This is a genomic window from Chryseobacterium sp. 'Rf worker isolate 10' (assembly GCF_050753305.1).
GTDB lineage: Bacteria > Bacteroidota > Bacteroidia > Flavobacteriales > Weeksellaceae > Chryseobacterium.
In genome coordinates this window covers 2,117,848-2,132,747 of sequence record NZ_JBOZOF010000001.1, presented here as the reverse complement: position 1 = coordinate 2,132,747, position 14,900 = coordinate 2,117,848, and the positions used below count along the sequence as shown (strand labels likewise).

Annotated in this window: 14 protein-coding genes; 7 read left to right on the top strand and 7 right to left on the bottom strand. The window is 36.6% G+C overall.

Features of this window, described 5'->3' with window-relative positions:
- Window positions 1–43: 43 nt before the first annotated feature.
- Window positions 44–466: a PaaI family thioesterase gene (locus LKL37_RS09685; protein WP_047433747.1), complete on the top strand. Its 423-nt coding sequence runs from the start codon at window positions 44–46 to the stop codon at window positions 464–466.
- Between the two features lie 118 nt (window positions 467–584).
- Entirely contained in the window at window positions 585–929 is a 345-nt protein-coding gene (locus tag LKL37_RS09680) for a phage holin family protein (protein ID WP_431610349.1), read from the top strand.
- Window positions 930–979: 50 nt separating this feature from the next.
- Here the strand turns inward: LKL37_RS09680 and LKL37_RS09675 are convergent, their stop codons facing one another.
- Window positions 980–1,846, bottom strand: a complete 867-nt coding sequence (locus LKL37_RS09675; RefSeq protein WP_431610348.1) for a chitobiase/beta-hexosaminidase C-terminal domain-containing protein — start codon at window positions 1,844–1,846, stop codon at window positions 980–982.
- 208 nt (window positions 1,847–2,054) lie between these two features.
- Here LKL37_RS09675 and LKL37_RS09670 point away from each other — a divergent pair, with 208 nt between their 5' ends.
- Window positions 2,055–4,049, top strand: coding sequence for a prolyl oligopeptidase family serine peptidase (locus LKL37_RS09670; RefSeq protein WP_431610347.1), 1,995 nt, complete (start codon window positions 2,055–2,057; stop codon window positions 4,047–4,049).
- A gap of 130 nt (window positions 4,050–4,179) precedes the next feature.
- Entirely contained in the window at window positions 4,180–4,671 is a 492-nt protein-coding gene (locus LKL37_RS09665; protein WP_431610346.1) for a DNA-deoxyinosine glycosylase, read from the top strand.
- Window positions 4,672–4,800: 129 nt separating this feature from the next.
- Here LKL37_RS09665 and LKL37_RS09660 read toward each other — a convergent pair whose 3' ends face one another.
- The 6 genes from LKL37_RS09660 to LKL37_RS09635 form a co-directional block, all read right to left on the bottom strand.
- Window positions 4,801–5,835 carry a phosphotransferase enzyme family protein gene (locus LKL37_RS09660; RefSeq protein ID WP_431610344.1) on the bottom strand — a complete coding sequence of 345 codons (1,035 nt, stop codon included), beginning with the start codon at window positions 5,833–5,835 and terminating at the stop codon, window positions 4,801–4,803.
- Window positions 5,826–6,740, bottom strand: a complete 915-nt coding sequence (locus LKL37_RS09655; protein ID WP_431610343.1) for a sugar phosphate nucleotidyltransferase — start codon at window positions 6,738–6,740, stop codon at window positions 5,826–5,828. The genes LKL37_RS09660 and LKL37_RS09655 overlap by 10 nt, the downstream gene beginning before the upstream one ends.
- Window positions 6,730–8,127, bottom strand: coding sequence for a Gfo/Idh/MocA family oxidoreductase (locus LKL37_RS09650; RefSeq protein WP_431610342.1), 1,398 nt, complete (start codon window positions 8,125–8,127; stop codon window positions 6,730–6,732). Before LKL37_RS09650 ends, LKL37_RS09655 begins: the two co-directional genes overlap by 11 nt.
- A gap of 222 nt (window positions 8,128–8,349) precedes the next feature.
- Entirely contained in the window at window positions 8,350–9,885 is a 1,536-nt protein-coding gene (locus LKL37_RS09645) for a peptidase M61 (RefSeq protein ID WP_431610341.1), read from the bottom strand.
- A gap of 56 nt (window positions 9,886–9,941) precedes the next feature.
- Window positions 9,942–10,634, bottom strand: a complete 693-nt coding sequence (locus LKL37_RS09640) for an AIM24 family protein (RefSeq protein WP_431610340.1) — start codon at window positions 10,632–10,634, stop codon at window positions 9,942–9,944.
- A 37-nt stretch (window positions 10,635–10,671) separates the two neighbouring features.
- The gene (locus LKL37_RS09635; protein ID WP_431610339.1) at window positions 10,672–11,385 is read right to left on the bottom strand and encodes a hypothetical protein; all 714 of its coding nucleotides are present in this window, start codon (window positions 11,383–11,385) and stop codon (window positions 10,672–10,674) included.
- 154 nt (window positions 11,386–11,539) lie between these two features.
- On the opposite strand from LKL37_RS09635, the gene queA reads away from it, so the two are divergent.
- The 3 genes from queA (at window position 11,540) to LKL37_RS09620 (ending at window position 14,720) form a co-directional block, all read left to right on the top strand.
- Window positions 11,540–12,589 carry a tRNA preQ1(34) S-adenosylmethionine ribosyltransferase-isomerase QueA gene (gene queA / locus LKL37_RS09630; protein ID WP_431610338.1) on the top strand — a complete coding sequence of 350 codons (1,050 nt, stop codon included), beginning with the start codon at window positions 11,540–11,542 and terminating at the stop codon, window positions 12,587–12,589.
- Window positions 12,590–12,660: 71 nt separating this feature from the next.
- On the top strand, window positions 12,661–13,695 hold the full coding sequence (gene rlmN / locus LKL37_RS09625; RefSeq protein WP_431610337.1) for a 23S rRNA (adenine(2503)-C(2))-methyltransferase RlmN: 1,035 nt from the start codon (window positions 12,661–12,663) through the stop codon (window positions 13,693–13,695).
- Window positions 13,696–13,769: 74 nt separating this feature from the next.
- Window positions 13,770–14,720 (top strand): sterol desaturase family protein, encoded by a 951-nt coding sequence (locus tag LKL37_RS09620; RefSeq protein ID WP_431610336.1) that lies wholly within the window; start codon window positions 13,770–13,772, stop codon window positions 14,718–14,720.
- Window positions 14,721–14,900: the final 180 nt, after the last annotated feature.

Below are 14,900 nucleotides of genomic sequence, written 5' to 3'. Positions count from 1 at the left end.
ATAAAAAACCTCGTAGCACTTACCTTTGTGTAAAATGAAATTCATGACACCAGAAAAAAAGAAACTCATTACAGACAGCTTCGGCCGTTCGGAAACCCTACAGTTTTATAAAGCGGAACTGCTGGAAGTAGAAACCGATTTTATATCCATGAAGATCCCTAAAATGGAAATGATGACCAGAAAAGCAGGAATGTTCAACGGAGCAATGATAGCTTCTTTGGTGGATGTTTCTTCGGGATATGCTGCCGTGAGCCATTATCCGGAAGACTGTTATGTTGTAACAGTTGAATTGAAGGTGAATTATCTGCGTCCTGCGATGGGAGATGCTTTGGTTTCAAAATCATATGTCATTAAAGGCGGAGGAAAGATCATCGTGGTAAGAACAGAAATCTATGTTCAGACTGAAGGCTCTGACTCAGAAAGTCATGTAGCTACTTCATTAGTAACCATGATGAAAATAAAATAAGTAATTAAGGGAAATAATTGACAAAATATTCCTAGAATAAAGGGTTTCAAAGAATTCTTTTTTTTAAAATGGAATGGCTTTTGCTCCTTATACACCATAAACATTAAAAAATAACTCAATGAACTTAATTATCCGATTATTGATAACAGCAATTGTTGCTTATCTTTTAACTAAAATTTTACCGGGAGTACGTTTTGAAGAATTTTCTTCAGCTATTATTTTTGCTATTGTACTTGGGGTTCTTAACATATTTGTAAAACCTGTTTTAAGTCTGTTTGGTCTTCCGTTGACCATTCTTACCTTAGGATTCTTTGCTTTGGTAATCAACGCGGGAATTATCCTGATTGCAGACTATTTCATAGATAGTATGGTTGTAGACGGTTTCTGGTGGGCATTTATCTTCAGTATATTATTGTCAATCGTAACCTCCCTTGCGAACTCGATGTTCTCAGATGGAGATTAATTAAAATCATACAGGATCAAAATAAAAAATCCGCTCAACGAGCGGATTTTTTATTTTTTAATGAACTTCAGTAAAACCAGATCTCCTTGTTTATCTTTCAGTTTTAGAAAATAATTTCCTGAAATAAGTTGATTAATGATAATTTCTTTCACAAATTGATCTTTTAAGACAACCCTTCCATTCACATCCAGGATCTCATATTCCTGAAAATTCCTGTCAGTATTTACCTTTAAAATATCCGAAACAGGATTAGGGTAAACCTTGATTAAAACAGCATTATTTTTGGGCTGGGATTCATTAGTCGCTAAAAATAAACATGAAGGCGGAGTTGTTATTACTCCGTCTGTAAAATCATAATACAAAGTACTTCCCATCGGGATCAAACTTGTACTGATGGTTGCAGGAATATTTTCAAAAGGAGTACAGTTATTAAAACGTACATTGGCATTTTCAAAATTTCTGGTGATCTTATACCACGATTCACATCCTGCAGGCTGCATTACAACTCCCGGCCAGAATGTATCCATTGCAAACCCATCAATTGAATTGGGATTTACCATATCAATCATTACACAGCTTCCATTAGTCCAGGCAGAAGGAATTTTAAAATAAACAGTAGCAGTAGGAATACTCCCGGTATAATACTTTTTACTGATTACAGCTGATGAACTTCCTTGTCCGCTCACAAGAAATGCCTTGATTTCTTTATTCTGATCAATCGTAATCTGAACGTTATTGACTGCTGAGGGCGAGCTTAGTGTAGGTGTACTTCCATCAGTCGTATAATAAATAGTGCCATTTCCATTAATAGTGGCCTGATATGTATTATAATAATGATTAGCGAAAGGATTAATTGTTAGCTGGGAAAAAAAGAATGAGGATATAAAAAGTGAGGAAAAAAGTAGTAATTTTTTCATATAAAATGGGTATTAGTTTATTTTTTATAAAATTAATAAAATTCATCTATAAATAAATTATTTATTTTTCAATTTTAGGAAACTTAAATGTTAATTCTTTCGTCCGTTTTTATTTTAAATATTAACTTTGGCAATCTTTGAATTTAATAAAAGGATCGTATGAAATCACCAGGATTCCGTACATCCGTTAAAAAATGAATATCAACATATGAAACTTAAGTACAGTCTGCTGGCTTTGGCAGCTCCGCTTTTAATGAATGCACAACAAGTAATGACGCCTGAAATTCTTTGGACTTTGAAAAAGGTAGGAGTTCAGGCAGTTTCACCAGATCAGGGTTCCCTTATCTATAAAGTAGGACAGGTAGATCTGAAAACAGAGAAAACAAAAAATGAGAACTATTTTCTGAATGTTCTTAATAATCAGTCTTTCAAAATCGATTTCGGTAAAAAAGCACTTATTCAATGGGATAAAAACGGAATTTATGCTCAGGAAGGAGACAAAATCTACCTTTCTAAAGATGCCGGAAAAACCTGGACAGAATTTTATACCATCGGTGAAGCTGATAATATTGTAATTTCTCCGGACGGGAAGAAAATTGCTTTCAGTAAGCAGGTGCTGGTAGAGAAAGTAATGGGGAAAGATAAATTCAGTGATACTCCTAAAACTACTGCTCAGGTATACACAGACTTGAACCACAGACACTGGGATTACTTCAATGAAGGAAAATACAACCATGTATTTGTAGTGAATACTTCTGATAAAGCAGAAGGAGCCAAAGATCTTCTGGAAGGTAAAACATGGGATTCTCCTCAAAGACCTTTCGGGGGTGCTGAAGACTTTATCTGGAGCCCGGATTCTGCACAGCTTTTATATGTTACAAAACCCAAAAGCGGTAAAGAGTACGCTACAAGTACCAATACAGATATCTTTGCTTACGATCTGGCATCAGGTACAACCAAAAACCTTACAGAATCCAACAAAGGATATGATGTAAACCCAAAATTCAGCCCGGACGGAAAATCTTTAATCTGGCAGAGTATGGCCAGAGATGGGTATGAAGCAGATAAAAATGACGTGAAAATCCTGGACTGGAAGTCAGGGAAGACCACAAATCTTACATCAGGATGGGACGAAAGTGTTTCGGGAGATGTACTTTGGGGAGCAGATTCAAAAACAATTTACTTCACAGCAGCATTCAGAGGTACAAAACAACTTTTTGCCTTGGATTCAAAATCAGCAAAAGTACAGCAGATTACCAAAGGAGATTTTGACGTTAACGAAATCTTTACAGACAATAAATCTTCACTTTTAGTAGGAAGAACAGACGTAAACCATGCAACAGAATTATTCTCTGTAAACGTTAAAAACGGAGAAATGAAGCAGGTGACTGAAGCGAACAAAGAAGCTTATGCTAAGTTAGCTCAGGGGAAATCTGAACTTAAAATGGTAAAAACTTCTGATGGTAAAGAAATGGGAGTTTGGTTCCACTATCCACCAAACTTTGACCCGAATAAAAAATATCCTACTTTGGTATACTGTCAGGGAGGACCACAATCTGCTCTTACTCAGTTTTTCAGCGTAAGATGGAATTTTGCCCTAATGACAGCCAATGATTATATTGTGGTAGCACCCAACAGAAGAGGTATGCCGGGCTGGGGAACAAAATGGAATGAAGAAATTTCAAGAGACTGGGGCGGACAGCCAATGAGAGATTATCTGGCTGCAACAGACTTTGCAAAGACTTTACCATACGTAGATGGTGACAGAGTAGCAGCTGTAGGAGCTAGTTATGGAGGATACAGCGTATTTATGCTGGCAGGAATTCATGAGAACAGATTCAAGACTTTCATCGCGCATGATGGATTATTTGATATGAAATCCTGGTATCTGACGACTGAAGAACTTTGGTTTGCCAACTGGGATCTTGGCTCTCCATGGGAGAAACCACAGCCAAAAGCGTACACAGAATTCAACCCAAGCAACTTTGTAGATAAATGGAACAAGCCAATCATGATTGTTCAGGGGGGAATTGATTTCCGTGTTCCTTACGAGCAAGGGCAGGAAGCTTTTCAGGCTGCAAAATTAAGAGGATTAAAATCTAAACTGGTTTACTTCCCGAACGAAAACCACTGGGTACTTCATCCACAAAACGGATTGGTATGGCAGAGAGAATTCTTCGATTGGCTGAAGGAAACTTTATAAGATAAACAATATAAAATATTAATAGAAGCGGACTTTAGTCCGCTTTTTTTATAATAAATAACCTGACTAACTTCCAGCCTCCCTCTTCCAGCTTCCTAATCTGCAAGTAATAAAATCTCTATATTTGAATATGCAAAACCGTATTTCTTCATTTTTACCCATTATTGATGCTCAATCTGAAATTTTAATTTTAGGATCAATTCCCGGAGTAAAATCATTGGAAAAACAACAGTATTATGGGCATCCGCAAAACAAATTCTGGAAAATCATTTTTGAATTGCTGAACGAAGAATTTACAGATGATTATACTCAAAGAATTGCAACCATAACCAAACATCATATCGCCCTTTGGGATGTCATCGATTCCTGTGAGAGAAAAGGCAGCCTGGATTCTGAAATCAGAAATGAAGAAGCCAATCAGATTGCTGAACTGTTGGAAGAATATCCGAATGTAAAAGCTATTTTTTGTAATGGCGGAAAATCTTACAAAAACCTACAAAAACTACTAGGAAAAAATTATAAGCTACCCATTTTTCTATTGCCATCTACAAGTCCGCTTCATACCGTTTCTTTTGAAAAAAAGCTGGAAGAATGGAAGAGAATTCTTGAATTTTTGGTTTGAGAGTGAGAGGATAAAGCTAGATTCCTACAGAATGACAAACAAAGCGCTTTATTTATCCGTACACTTTGTCATTCCGTAGGAATCTAAATATCGTATGTAATCTTGGTACAAATGATAAGAGTTTAAAAATCATTCACTTCCCAGGTATTCTCTTAGTCCTTTCAACAGCTCCAGCTGGTTTTTTGTCCTATCCAGATTGTGCTCAGGATGTGTAATAGAATAATAAGTACTTCCGTTCAGATAATCCGTTAAAAAGCGAAGTTCCTGAATATAAATAGCGACTTGTGCTGCATAATCAAGATTCTCAGATTCTGTCGGAGTCAGTTTTTCCTTTAGATAAAATAAAAATCCTTCTTTTACAACTTTATACATTTCAGGATTGAAATTGTTTTGAGCACTTCCGTCATCTTCCTGTGTTGTATTGGTATAAGACTGAATCATCGTTCCAAAATCATATAAAATAGTAGAAATCATCATGGTATCCAGATCAATCACAGCTAATGGGTTATGATTTTGATCAAAGAGAATATTGCTGATTTTTACATCGGCATGAATAATTCTTTTAGGAATCTGATTGGTTTTTTCCATTTCGATCCATTGATCAGGCAAGGATAGAAGCTGGTTGGTGATTTCTATTTCAGTCTTTGCATTTTCTTTTAAATGAGGAGCAGCATCTTTTAATGCGTTTTTATAATCTGCAACCCTTTTCTCAAAATTAAGGAAATTAGGAAGAGAATCTTCTATGTCAGGCAGTTTTTCAGTATTGATGGTGGTAAGGAAATAACTGAAGGTTTTAGCCGCCTCAAAAGCCACCTGTAAAGATGGAGCGGAAAGAAAGGTCATACTGTTTTCTACGAAACTCAGCATGCGCCACGGCTGTCCATTTGCATCTTCTACCAAAAGCCTATTGTTTAGAGAAAGGATAGGCTCAATAATTTGGAACTGGTAATCATTTGCCTTGAGAATTTCATTAATCATCAAATGATTATTGACAATCACTTCCGGCTGTGTGAAAACATGATTATTAATTTTCTGCAGAATGAACTTTTTTCTCTGATCTTTATCTTCCAAAAGATAGGTTGTATTGATCAATCCGTCAGTAATAGAAGTAAGTTCATAATTATCTGTACCGATAAACTCATTAATAATGTCGTTTAATTCCATAAATCTTCCGGGTATCTGTTGTTTTTAATCTCTAAAGTCAGAAAATCTATAATTTCCTTTTTATCATCGGCATAAGTAACTCCCATCCATTGGGAAGGAGAGGTCTTTACCTTTACTTTTACTTTGTTTTCGTCCATCATTTTTTGTACTGCAGTAGGAATGTAAAATTCCTGATTGGGCAGCGGGTCAGATTCGATGAAATCATAAAAATAGGCTTCCAGATAACAGAAAATATGAGGATGGAAAATAAAAAAGTTCATAGATACCGGTGTTTCGGGATCCAGTTTTATATTTTCCCCATTTTCAATATAAATGATGGAGTTATTTATTCTTTGAATAGACGTTTGCTCTTCTACCTTGATCAGATAATTTTCAGCATCCAGCGTACATATTCCTCTTGCTACGGCTCCGTTACCACTCAATGTTGTCCCTACAGGATAGGCAACCATTCCTAATTGGGTATCTGAAATATAATGGTGGTCAATCTCATGCGCAGCCAGCTGATAGGCTTCTTTTCCATAAAAATCATCTGCATTGATCATAATAAATGGCTCCTGTATCGAGTATTTGGCACAAAGAACAGCATGAGCAGTTCCCCATGGCTTTTCACGATCAGGATAATCAAAACCCTCCAATGAAATAGGAATACTGTCGATTTCCTGATATACCCAATGAAGTTCAAAGTTTTTAGCCTTTGAAATGGTATTGAGTCTCTCAATATAATTTTCAGGGATCAGTTTGTTGACAATAATAACTACTTTTTGAAAACCTGCTTCCAGAGCGTCAAAGATAGAATACTCCAGAATCGGCGAACCGTTATTGAGTATTCCGTCTATTTGTTTTAGTCCTTTGTATCGGCTGCCTAATCCGCCTGCTAATATGAGTAATGTCTTCTTAGAACTCATCAGTCATTCCAAATACGGGTTTACGGGTTTTCCATTTTCCATTGGTGAAATCAGGAATATCAACTGCCTGACCGCCTTTGGCAATAGATTCTTCACTCAATGGCGTAATCGAATACCATAATGCAAGATCATACACATCCATTGGGAATTCTATATTTCTTTTAATACATTCAATAAAGGTATTCATTACAAAGAAATCCATTCCACCATGTCCAGCTCCTGCAGCAGTGTTTTCAAACTTCTTCCACATCGGATGGTCGTGTTCCTGCATCCATTTTTCAGTATTATCCCAACGGTGGGTATGGTTCATTGTTTTTTCAAAATAGATATGACCCTGATTGAAATCTCCCCATCCGAAATCCTGCCACAATCCTTCAGTCCCCTGAACTCTGAAGCCCAGATCATAAGGTCTCTGTAAACTTGTATCATGAGTCAGAAGAATAGTTTCCCCGTTAGCACAAGCAATTTGCGTGGTTACCACATCTCCCTGATTGAATTTTACTTTGGCACTTGGATGGTTTTCTCCACCTTTTGGATGTTCAACAATATATTTATGAAGCCCTACAGATTTTGATGAGAATGAAGACAGTCTCGTTAATCGGTTTCCTCTGTTGATATCCATCATCATCGCAACAGGGCCTAATCCATGAGTCGGATAAAGCTCTCCGTTACGTTTTACATAATGTTCTGTTCTCCATTTTGCCTCACTGAATCCTTTTTCTCCGAATTCAGCACCGGAATTGTAAGGAGTAACCCCGTCATTGAAAAGGACACCTCTCAGATCATGCTGATAGCCGCCTCTTCCGTGTACCAATTCTCCAAACATTCCTTTACGAACCATATTCAGAATAGCCATGATATCTCTGCGGTAGCAAACATTTTCCATCATAAAGATAGGAACTTTGGTTTCCTCATATACCTTTACAAATTCCCAACAGTCCTGAAGTTTTATGGCTCCGGCAACTTCCATGCCCACAATTTTTTTAGCGCGCATAGCTTCTACCCCTTGTGTAAGGTGCCATTCCCATGGAGTAGCGATGACAACAGCATCTATTGTTTTTAATTTTAAAAGATTTCGATAGTCATATTCCCCGTTGGAAAATTCCTGGGCAGCCGGTTTATTATTGTCTTTTAAGATTTTTTGAGACGCGGCAAGCATTCTTTTCTCCGGATCTGCAAACGCAACAATCTCTACATCATTACGTTTTGCCAGTAATTTCACATGCTCCTGACCACGAAGACCTACACCGATAAAACCGACGCGGACTTTTTTATCTGTTTTAAAATCATTGGAATAAGCAAATAAAGAATTGGGTAAAACCAATGCCCCAAAGCTTGCTAAAGCTGCTGTCTTAAGAAAGTTTCTGCGGGAGTTACTATTGTCCATCTATTTTTTTTATTAAATATATAAAAACTTTTGTAAATCCCGACAAAGTGATGGATAATCGGATAATGAAGTGAGGGTGCCCGTTTGTAAGAATTTGAGGGTTGTTGGATTTTAAAGTTGATTGGTTTTGGAGTTATTGAATTATAGATTACTAATTTTCACTTTTTTCCTGTTTTTCTCAATTTATTTTTTTTATAATCTGTTTGTTATCTGCATAAAAAATTATTGATTGATCCATGCTTTTCTTAAAGCTATTTGTTTTGAATTGAGATTGGATAGGGAAGTTACTTTTCCAGTCGCTTCATCATAGTTGAAACCTGCTTTTTCCAGATATTCTTTCAAAGGAATAGGCTGAGTGCCTTCTATAAAATTGCTGAAAAATGTACGTATTTCAGGATAAGTCATTTTGGTAATTTCATCAAACAGATCATCATCATTGAAATATTTGCCTTCTCCGTATTTTTTCATAAGCTGGAGCATGAGATCCTGAGTCCCCATTTTCCCGTTAGAAAGTTCTCTTAATCTTATATCCAGGCATAATCCGAGTAATGCTCCTTTCATATAAAAATTCATATACTGATCCTGTCTTTCCATTGCATTTTTACTTATTTCTGTAAAAGACAGTTTATTATCAAACTCTTTCATGCCATTTATTTTTTCTTCCAGACTTTTTTCAAAATCTTCCAGACTGATCATTTTTTGTTTGATAGGCATATGAATGGTAGCATACTCTGTCATACCTTCATACAGCCATAGATGTTTAGACATGACAGGGTTCAGAAAATCATAATGCTGAATTTCTCCTGAATGAATGTTGAGAGGAGTAACGATATGAAAAAATTCATGAGAAGCCACTCTGTTTAAAGCATGTGGAAGAAATTTCATATTTCCGGAACGGTACAGGCAGACTGTAGAGTGGGAGTGTTCCAGGCCATCTCCGAGATATCCATTTTCATTGGAAGATTCATAATAAATCAGAAAAGCATATTTGTTGACGGGTAATGTTCCACCAAGATATGCCTGCTGATTTTTCAGAATGTTCTCTATCTCGCGAGCTATTGTTTTGGAATAGTGTCTTTCCTTCTTGTTGTAGAATGATACAAGCACTTTGGTATGACCTATTTTCAGCCATGTTGTATCAGGAATAGAATATAAAACCGGAGAATCTACCAGTTCCCGGTAGTCTTTTGCCCAAACTATATCTGTATTTTTATTTTTCTGCTTATAATCCAAAGCAGAGGAAGCATAGAAACCTTTGTTTTTTGTGATGGAAATTTGATAAGGAATATCTTTCATTTCTTCAAAATACCCCACTAAAGAATTATAATTGATGACGAAAACACTGTCTTTTATAAACATGCTTCCGGCGGATCTGGCCTCATGAGATTCCTTTTCCAAAGAGTCCCATCCATCAGCTACCTGATAGGATATTTTCTTTACACGTTTCAGGTCATGCACCATCCAGCTGTTTTTATCCAGCCGTTCAGTTAATACCTTTTTACCGTTTTTATCAGTGGCCGTGAAATCAGAAACATATTGTCCGAAGTTCATAGCCTGATAAAATCCGGGTACCAGTTTGGGAATAATAAATTTGCCCTGTTTAAGATTATTCTTTGGGGGCGAAAAAGATACCCGGACTTCATCATTAGACATATGAAGAAGATCTATAGTATATTCGTAATTTTTCTTTGACGTTTGGGCAATCATTACACTGGGTAATATAATGATCACGAAAAATAGTTTTATAAGAGTATTCATGGGCTGCAATTTTAATTATTACGAATATTTTAAATCATTTCTAAGTTTTGTCTGCTTTATTTTTCCGTATAGTACACCTCTTCATAAGGCTGAATCAATACCCATCCATGTCCTGAGAATTTCATCTGAAACTCTTCACCGCTTCCTCTGCCGATAAGGCTTTTGAAAGAAACATTGGTTTTGAGTTCCGGGCTTAGATTTCCGGACCATGCAACTGTGGCATTAGGATCTGTGAAAACAGGAGCATCAGGAGTTACCAGCAGGGTAAGCGGATCTCCGTGAGTGGTAATAGCAATATGTCCTGTTCCTGAAAGTTTTACCTGAAAAAGTCCTCCGGACATCATTCCGGCAATACTTTTCAGCATCGTAATATCACTTTTTATGCTTTGTTCGTGAGCAAGAACGTCATTCCCGTTCACACATACTGATTCGTTATTCAGATATAAAATACGGACTTTCTTTCCGGAGTCTGCCACATATAGCTTTCCTGTTCCTTCTGCTTTCATTAACTTGGCTCCTTCTCCGCTGATTGCTTTTTTCAAAAGATTTCCAATACCTCCGGACAGCATTCCCTGTCTTTCAAAATTGATATTACCCACATAACTTACCATACTTCCTCTTTTCGTCCATACTGCCTGATTATTAAGATTGATTTCCAGAAGATGTTTCGTTTCCAGTTCAAAATAATCCCTTTGCTGCGGGTTTTCTTTTGTTTCGTTGATAAATGCTTCAATTGAATATTTACTCATACTTATAATTTTTTAATTTGTTGTTTTTATAGAGTTATTATCTTAGTTTGTCGAGTTTATACTCCCGTTTGTTACTTTTAGGATTCAGATCTACAAATTCGTATTCTTCAAAATGGGCAAGTTTTGCTTTAAACATTTCAGTTGCTTTTTCTACCGACCAGGTTTTAGGATAATGAAAGCCTTCAAACTCAGCATTGAAGATCTGTGCTTTGAATTCATGTGAAAATTCATCATCACCCGCATAGCTCAATGCTATTTTACCGGTCCATGTAATATCATATTGATTGTTATCTGTTTTTGAAAATCGGATCTGATGGTCTGCACAGCTGTCATGCCCCAACAGATAAATATTGAAAGCAAGATCATCATCATCGAAATGTTGTTCAGAGGGAAGATCATTGCTGAAAAGATCATTTTTAATTACAGCTTCGAAATCCAGTTTTTCATCAAGGTTGTTGATCCTGATTCCTCTTTGTTCACCCCAATAATTTGAGGATAACGTACAGGCATGATAGTTTCCCCATACGATTTTGGAGTCCCAGTCAGGCAGGTCTTCATCTTCTTCCTCATTGTTTTCATCATCATTGGCGTAATAATTTTCTGTTTTTAAATGAAAATCAAACCAGATAAATCCATATTCGTCTATTCGTCCACTCCAGCTGAATGTTTCAATGGCATGACCGTTAGGGTACGGATTATCAAGGAAGTATATTTTACTTACAGATTTCATATTGAATTTAAATTTTTCCAAAAATACTCTTTTTATACCTTGGGGATCCCCGTAAAATCACGGTTTTATATTTGATTGTAAATAATACTTGACAAAGGGGTATTCAATGTTGTATATTTGCACTCCGAAAATTACACCTTGTAATTTCAATAATTTTTAAACCGTAATTTAAAAAATGAAAACATCAGATTTTAATTTTGATCTTCCTGCGGAATTATTAGCAGAACACCCATCAGAGCACAGAGACGAAGCTAGATTAATGGTACTTGATAGAAAAACACAAACTATCGAGCATAAATTATTCAAAGATGTAGTGGATTATTTTGATGAAAATGATTTGTTTATTTTCAACAATACTAAAGTTTTCCCTGCACGTCTTTACGGAAATAAAGAAAAAACAGGTGCTAAAATTGAAGTTTTCTTATTAAGAGAGCTTGATAAAGAAACAAGAGTTTGGGACGTTTTGGTAGATCCGGCAAGAAAAATCAGAATTGGTAACAAATTATTCTTCACAGAAGATGAGTCTTTGGTAGCTGAAGTTATTGATAACACTACTTCAAGAGGAAGAACATTAAGATTCTTATTCGACGGTTCTTATGATGAATTCAGAACGAAATTAAAAGAACTGGGAGAAACTCCGCTTCCAAAATATATCAAAAGAGCAGTAGAACCAGAAGATGCAGAAAGATATCAGACGATCTATGCTAAAATAGAAGGAGCAGTAGCTGCACCTACAGCAGGTCTTCACTTCTCTAAGCATTTGATGAAGAGATTAGAGATCAAAGGGATCAATTTTGCTGAAGTAACTCTTCACGTAGGATTGGGAACATTCAACCCAATTGAGGTAGAGGATCTTTCTAAACACAAAATGGAATCTGAAGAGATCATCATCGATGAGAAAAATGCAGACCTTATCAATAGAGCTGTAGAATCTCACAGAAGAGTTTGTGCGGTAGGTACTACAACAATGAGAGCATTGGAAACTTCTGTTTCTTCGAACAAGAAGATCTCTGCTTTCAACGGATGGACAAACAAGTTCATTTATCCACCTCACGATTTTGGAGTTGCTACTTCAATGATCACGAACTTCCACACACCGAAGTCTACATTGCTTATGATGATTGCAGCATTTGCTGGAAGAGATTTCGTAATGCATGCTTATGAAGAAGCCGTAAAAGAAAAGTATAAATTCTATTCTTACGGTGACGCAATGTTAATTCTATAAAAAAGATAATAGGTAAAAGGTGGCAGGTAGTAGTTATCCGCCACCTGTCACCTATAATCTACAACCTTACAATGAAAGATATCCGCATATTATCACTAGACCAGCTTAAAGACTACTTTGTATCTTTAGGAGAAAAACCGTTTCGTGCGAAACAGGTCTATGACTGGTTATGGAGTAAAAACCTCCATTCGATTGACGAAATGACGAATCTTTCCAAATCACTTCGTGAGAAAATTTCGGAAGAATATACCATTAATCCTGTTTCCGTAGATCTTCTTCAAAAAAGCTCTGACGGAACCATCAAAAACGGAGTGAAACTTCATGACGGACTGATGGTGGAATCTGTTCTTATTCCTACAGAAACAAGAACAACAGCCTGTGTATCTTCGCAGGTAGGATGCTCATTGAACTGCGAATTCTGCGCTACAGCCAAACTGAAAAGGATGAGAAACCTTGAAGTTGCTGAGATTGTGGATCAGGTAGCCCTGATTGACAGCCAGAGTAAAATGTATTTCGACAGACCGCTTACCAATATCGTATTTATGGGTATGGGAGAGCCGATGATGAATTACAAAAATGTAGTGGAAGCCATCAAAAAAATTACCCAGCCGGAAGGTTTGGGGATGTCTCCAAGAAGAATTACCGTTTCTACATCCGGTATTCCTAAGATGATCAAAATGCTTGCAGATGATGAACTGCGTGTGAAGCTGGCTTTATCACTTCATTCCGCAATCGAATCGAAGCGTAATGAAATCATGCCTTTTTCTGATAAATTCCCGTTGACGGATATTATGGAGTCTCTTCAGTACTGGTACCAAAAAACAGGTTCTGTCATTACTTTTGAATACTGCGTATGGAAAGGAATTAATGACGGAGATGAAGATATCAAAGCTTTAATAAAATACTGCAAACAGGTTCCTTCAAAAGTAAACCTTATTCAATACAATCCTATCGGAGATGGTAAATATGACCAATGCAACAAACAGGCGGAAGAAAACTATATTCGTCAGCTTGAAAATGCAGGCATTACTGTAATGGTCAGAAGAAGCCGTGGAGGTGATATTGATGCTGCCTGCGGGCAATTAGCGAACAAAGCAACAGATTAAAATTTCCTTAAAAAAAAACTAACGGTTTCTTAAAACATAGGTTAAAACCCTACCTTTGCACAAATTATTTTGTGATGATGGATTTTCTGATGAGCGAGGACGGGCTGGAAAATGTGTATGCATGGTCTATTCCATTGCATGCCACTGTTATTTTAGCTGAAATGATTTACAGCCACGTTTCAGAAGCTAAGCTATATAGTGGAAAAGATCTTGCTACTAACGTTTATCTGGCATTGATGAACTTTGGTCTTGACCTTATCATGAAGGCATTTGCCATGGGCGTAATGTTTTTCTTTTACAATCACAGGCTTTTTTCATGGGATTTGAGTGTATGGTATCTGCTGGCTTGTTTTATCATCACAGATTTTGCCTATTATGTACTGCATTATGTAGACCACCGTTCCAGAGCATTCTGGGCAGTTCATATCACACACCACAGTTCGGAATATTTTAACCTTACAACAGGTTTCAGAAGCCCTGTATTACAGCCGCTTTACCGATACTTGTATTTTTCACCGCTTGCATTTTTAGGATTCAACCCCTGGCATATTATGGTGGCATATGCGATCGGGCAGGTGTATGGAACATGGGTGCATACTCAGACAGTGAAAAGTATGGGATTTTTGGAATATATTCTGGTAACTCCTTCTCATCACCGTGTACATCATGCATGTAATGTGAAATATCTTGATAAAAATATGGGAATGTGTCTTATTATCTGGGATAAAATATTCGGAACCTTTCAGAAAGAAGATCCCAATATTCCTGTTAAATACGGAATTTATCCTAAAATGCCGGATAACAGGCCAGATACTGTTCTTTTTTATGAATGGAGAAAAATCTGGAAAGATCTGAAGCAACCAGGATTAAAATTCACAGACAGGATCAATTATATTTTCAATTCACCTGGATGGAGACATGACGGAACCGGAAAAACGGTAAGACAATACCAGAAAGAGTATTTTGCGAAACAAGCGAAAAAGAAAGAACAACAGCAAAATCAGAAACAGCAGAAAACTGCTTAACTTCTGATTTAAAATCAATAGAAATCTAAGGAAAAGCGGGCTATTTTAGCTCGTTTTTCTGTTATAAGAAGATGAATGAATGGCAGAAGTTGAAAGTAAAAAGGTAATAGATCCAGGTAATTTATAAATAAAAGCTCTCACCCTCAAACTCGCCCAACTCATTATAAAACCCTATTTTTG

Bases quoted from the DNA above. Each gene is read 5' to 3' on its own strand.
- LKL37_RS09685 (WP_047433747.1), top strand. From the start codon at position 44: ATGACACCAGAAAAAAAGAAACTCATTACAGACAGCTTCGGCCGTTCG.
- LKL37_RS09680 (WP_431610349.1), top strand. From the start codon at position 585: ATGAACTTAATTATCCGATTATTGATAACAGCAATTGTTGCTTATCTT.
- LKL37_RS09675 (WP_431610348.1), bottom strand. From the start codon at position 1,846: ATGAAAAAATTACTACTTTTTTCCTCACTTTTTATATCCTCATTCTTT.
- LKL37_RS09670 (WP_431610347.1), top strand. From the start codon at position 2,055: ATGAAACTTAAGTACAGTCTGCTGGCTTTGGCAGCTCCGCTTTTAATG.
- LKL37_RS09665 (WP_431610346.1), top strand. From the start codon at position 4,180: ATGCAAAACCGTATTTCTTCATTTTTACCCATTATTGATGCTCAATCT.
- LKL37_RS09660 (WP_431610344.1), bottom strand. From the start codon at position 5,835: ATGGAATTAAACGACATTATTAATGAGTTTATCGGTACAGATAATTAT.
- LKL37_RS09655 (WP_431610343.1), bottom strand. From the start codon at position 6,740: ATGAGTTCTAAGAAGACATTACTCATATTAGCAGGCGGATTAGGCAGC.
- LKL37_RS09650 (WP_431610342.1), bottom strand. From the start codon at position 8,127: ATGGACAATAGTAACTCCCGCAGAAACTTTCTTAAGACAGCAGCTTTA.
- LKL37_RS09645 (WP_431610341.1), bottom strand. From the start codon at position 9,885: ATGAATACTCTTATAAAACTATTTTTCGTGATCATTATATTACCCAGT.
- LKL37_RS09640 (WP_431610340.1), bottom strand. From the start codon at position 10,634: ATGAGTAAATATTCAATTGAAGCATTTATCAACGAAACAAAAGAAAAC.
- queA (WP_431610338.1), top strand. From the start codon at position 11,540: ATGAAAACATCAGATTTTAATTTTGATCTTCCTGCGGAATTATTAGCA.
- rlmN (WP_431610337.1), top strand. From the start codon at position 12,661: ATGAAAGATATCCGCATATTATCACTAGACCAGCTTAAAGACTACTTT.
- LKL37_RS09620 (WP_431610336.1), top strand. From the start codon at position 13,770: ATGATGGATTTTCTGATGAGCGAGGACGGGCTGGAAAATGTGTATGCA.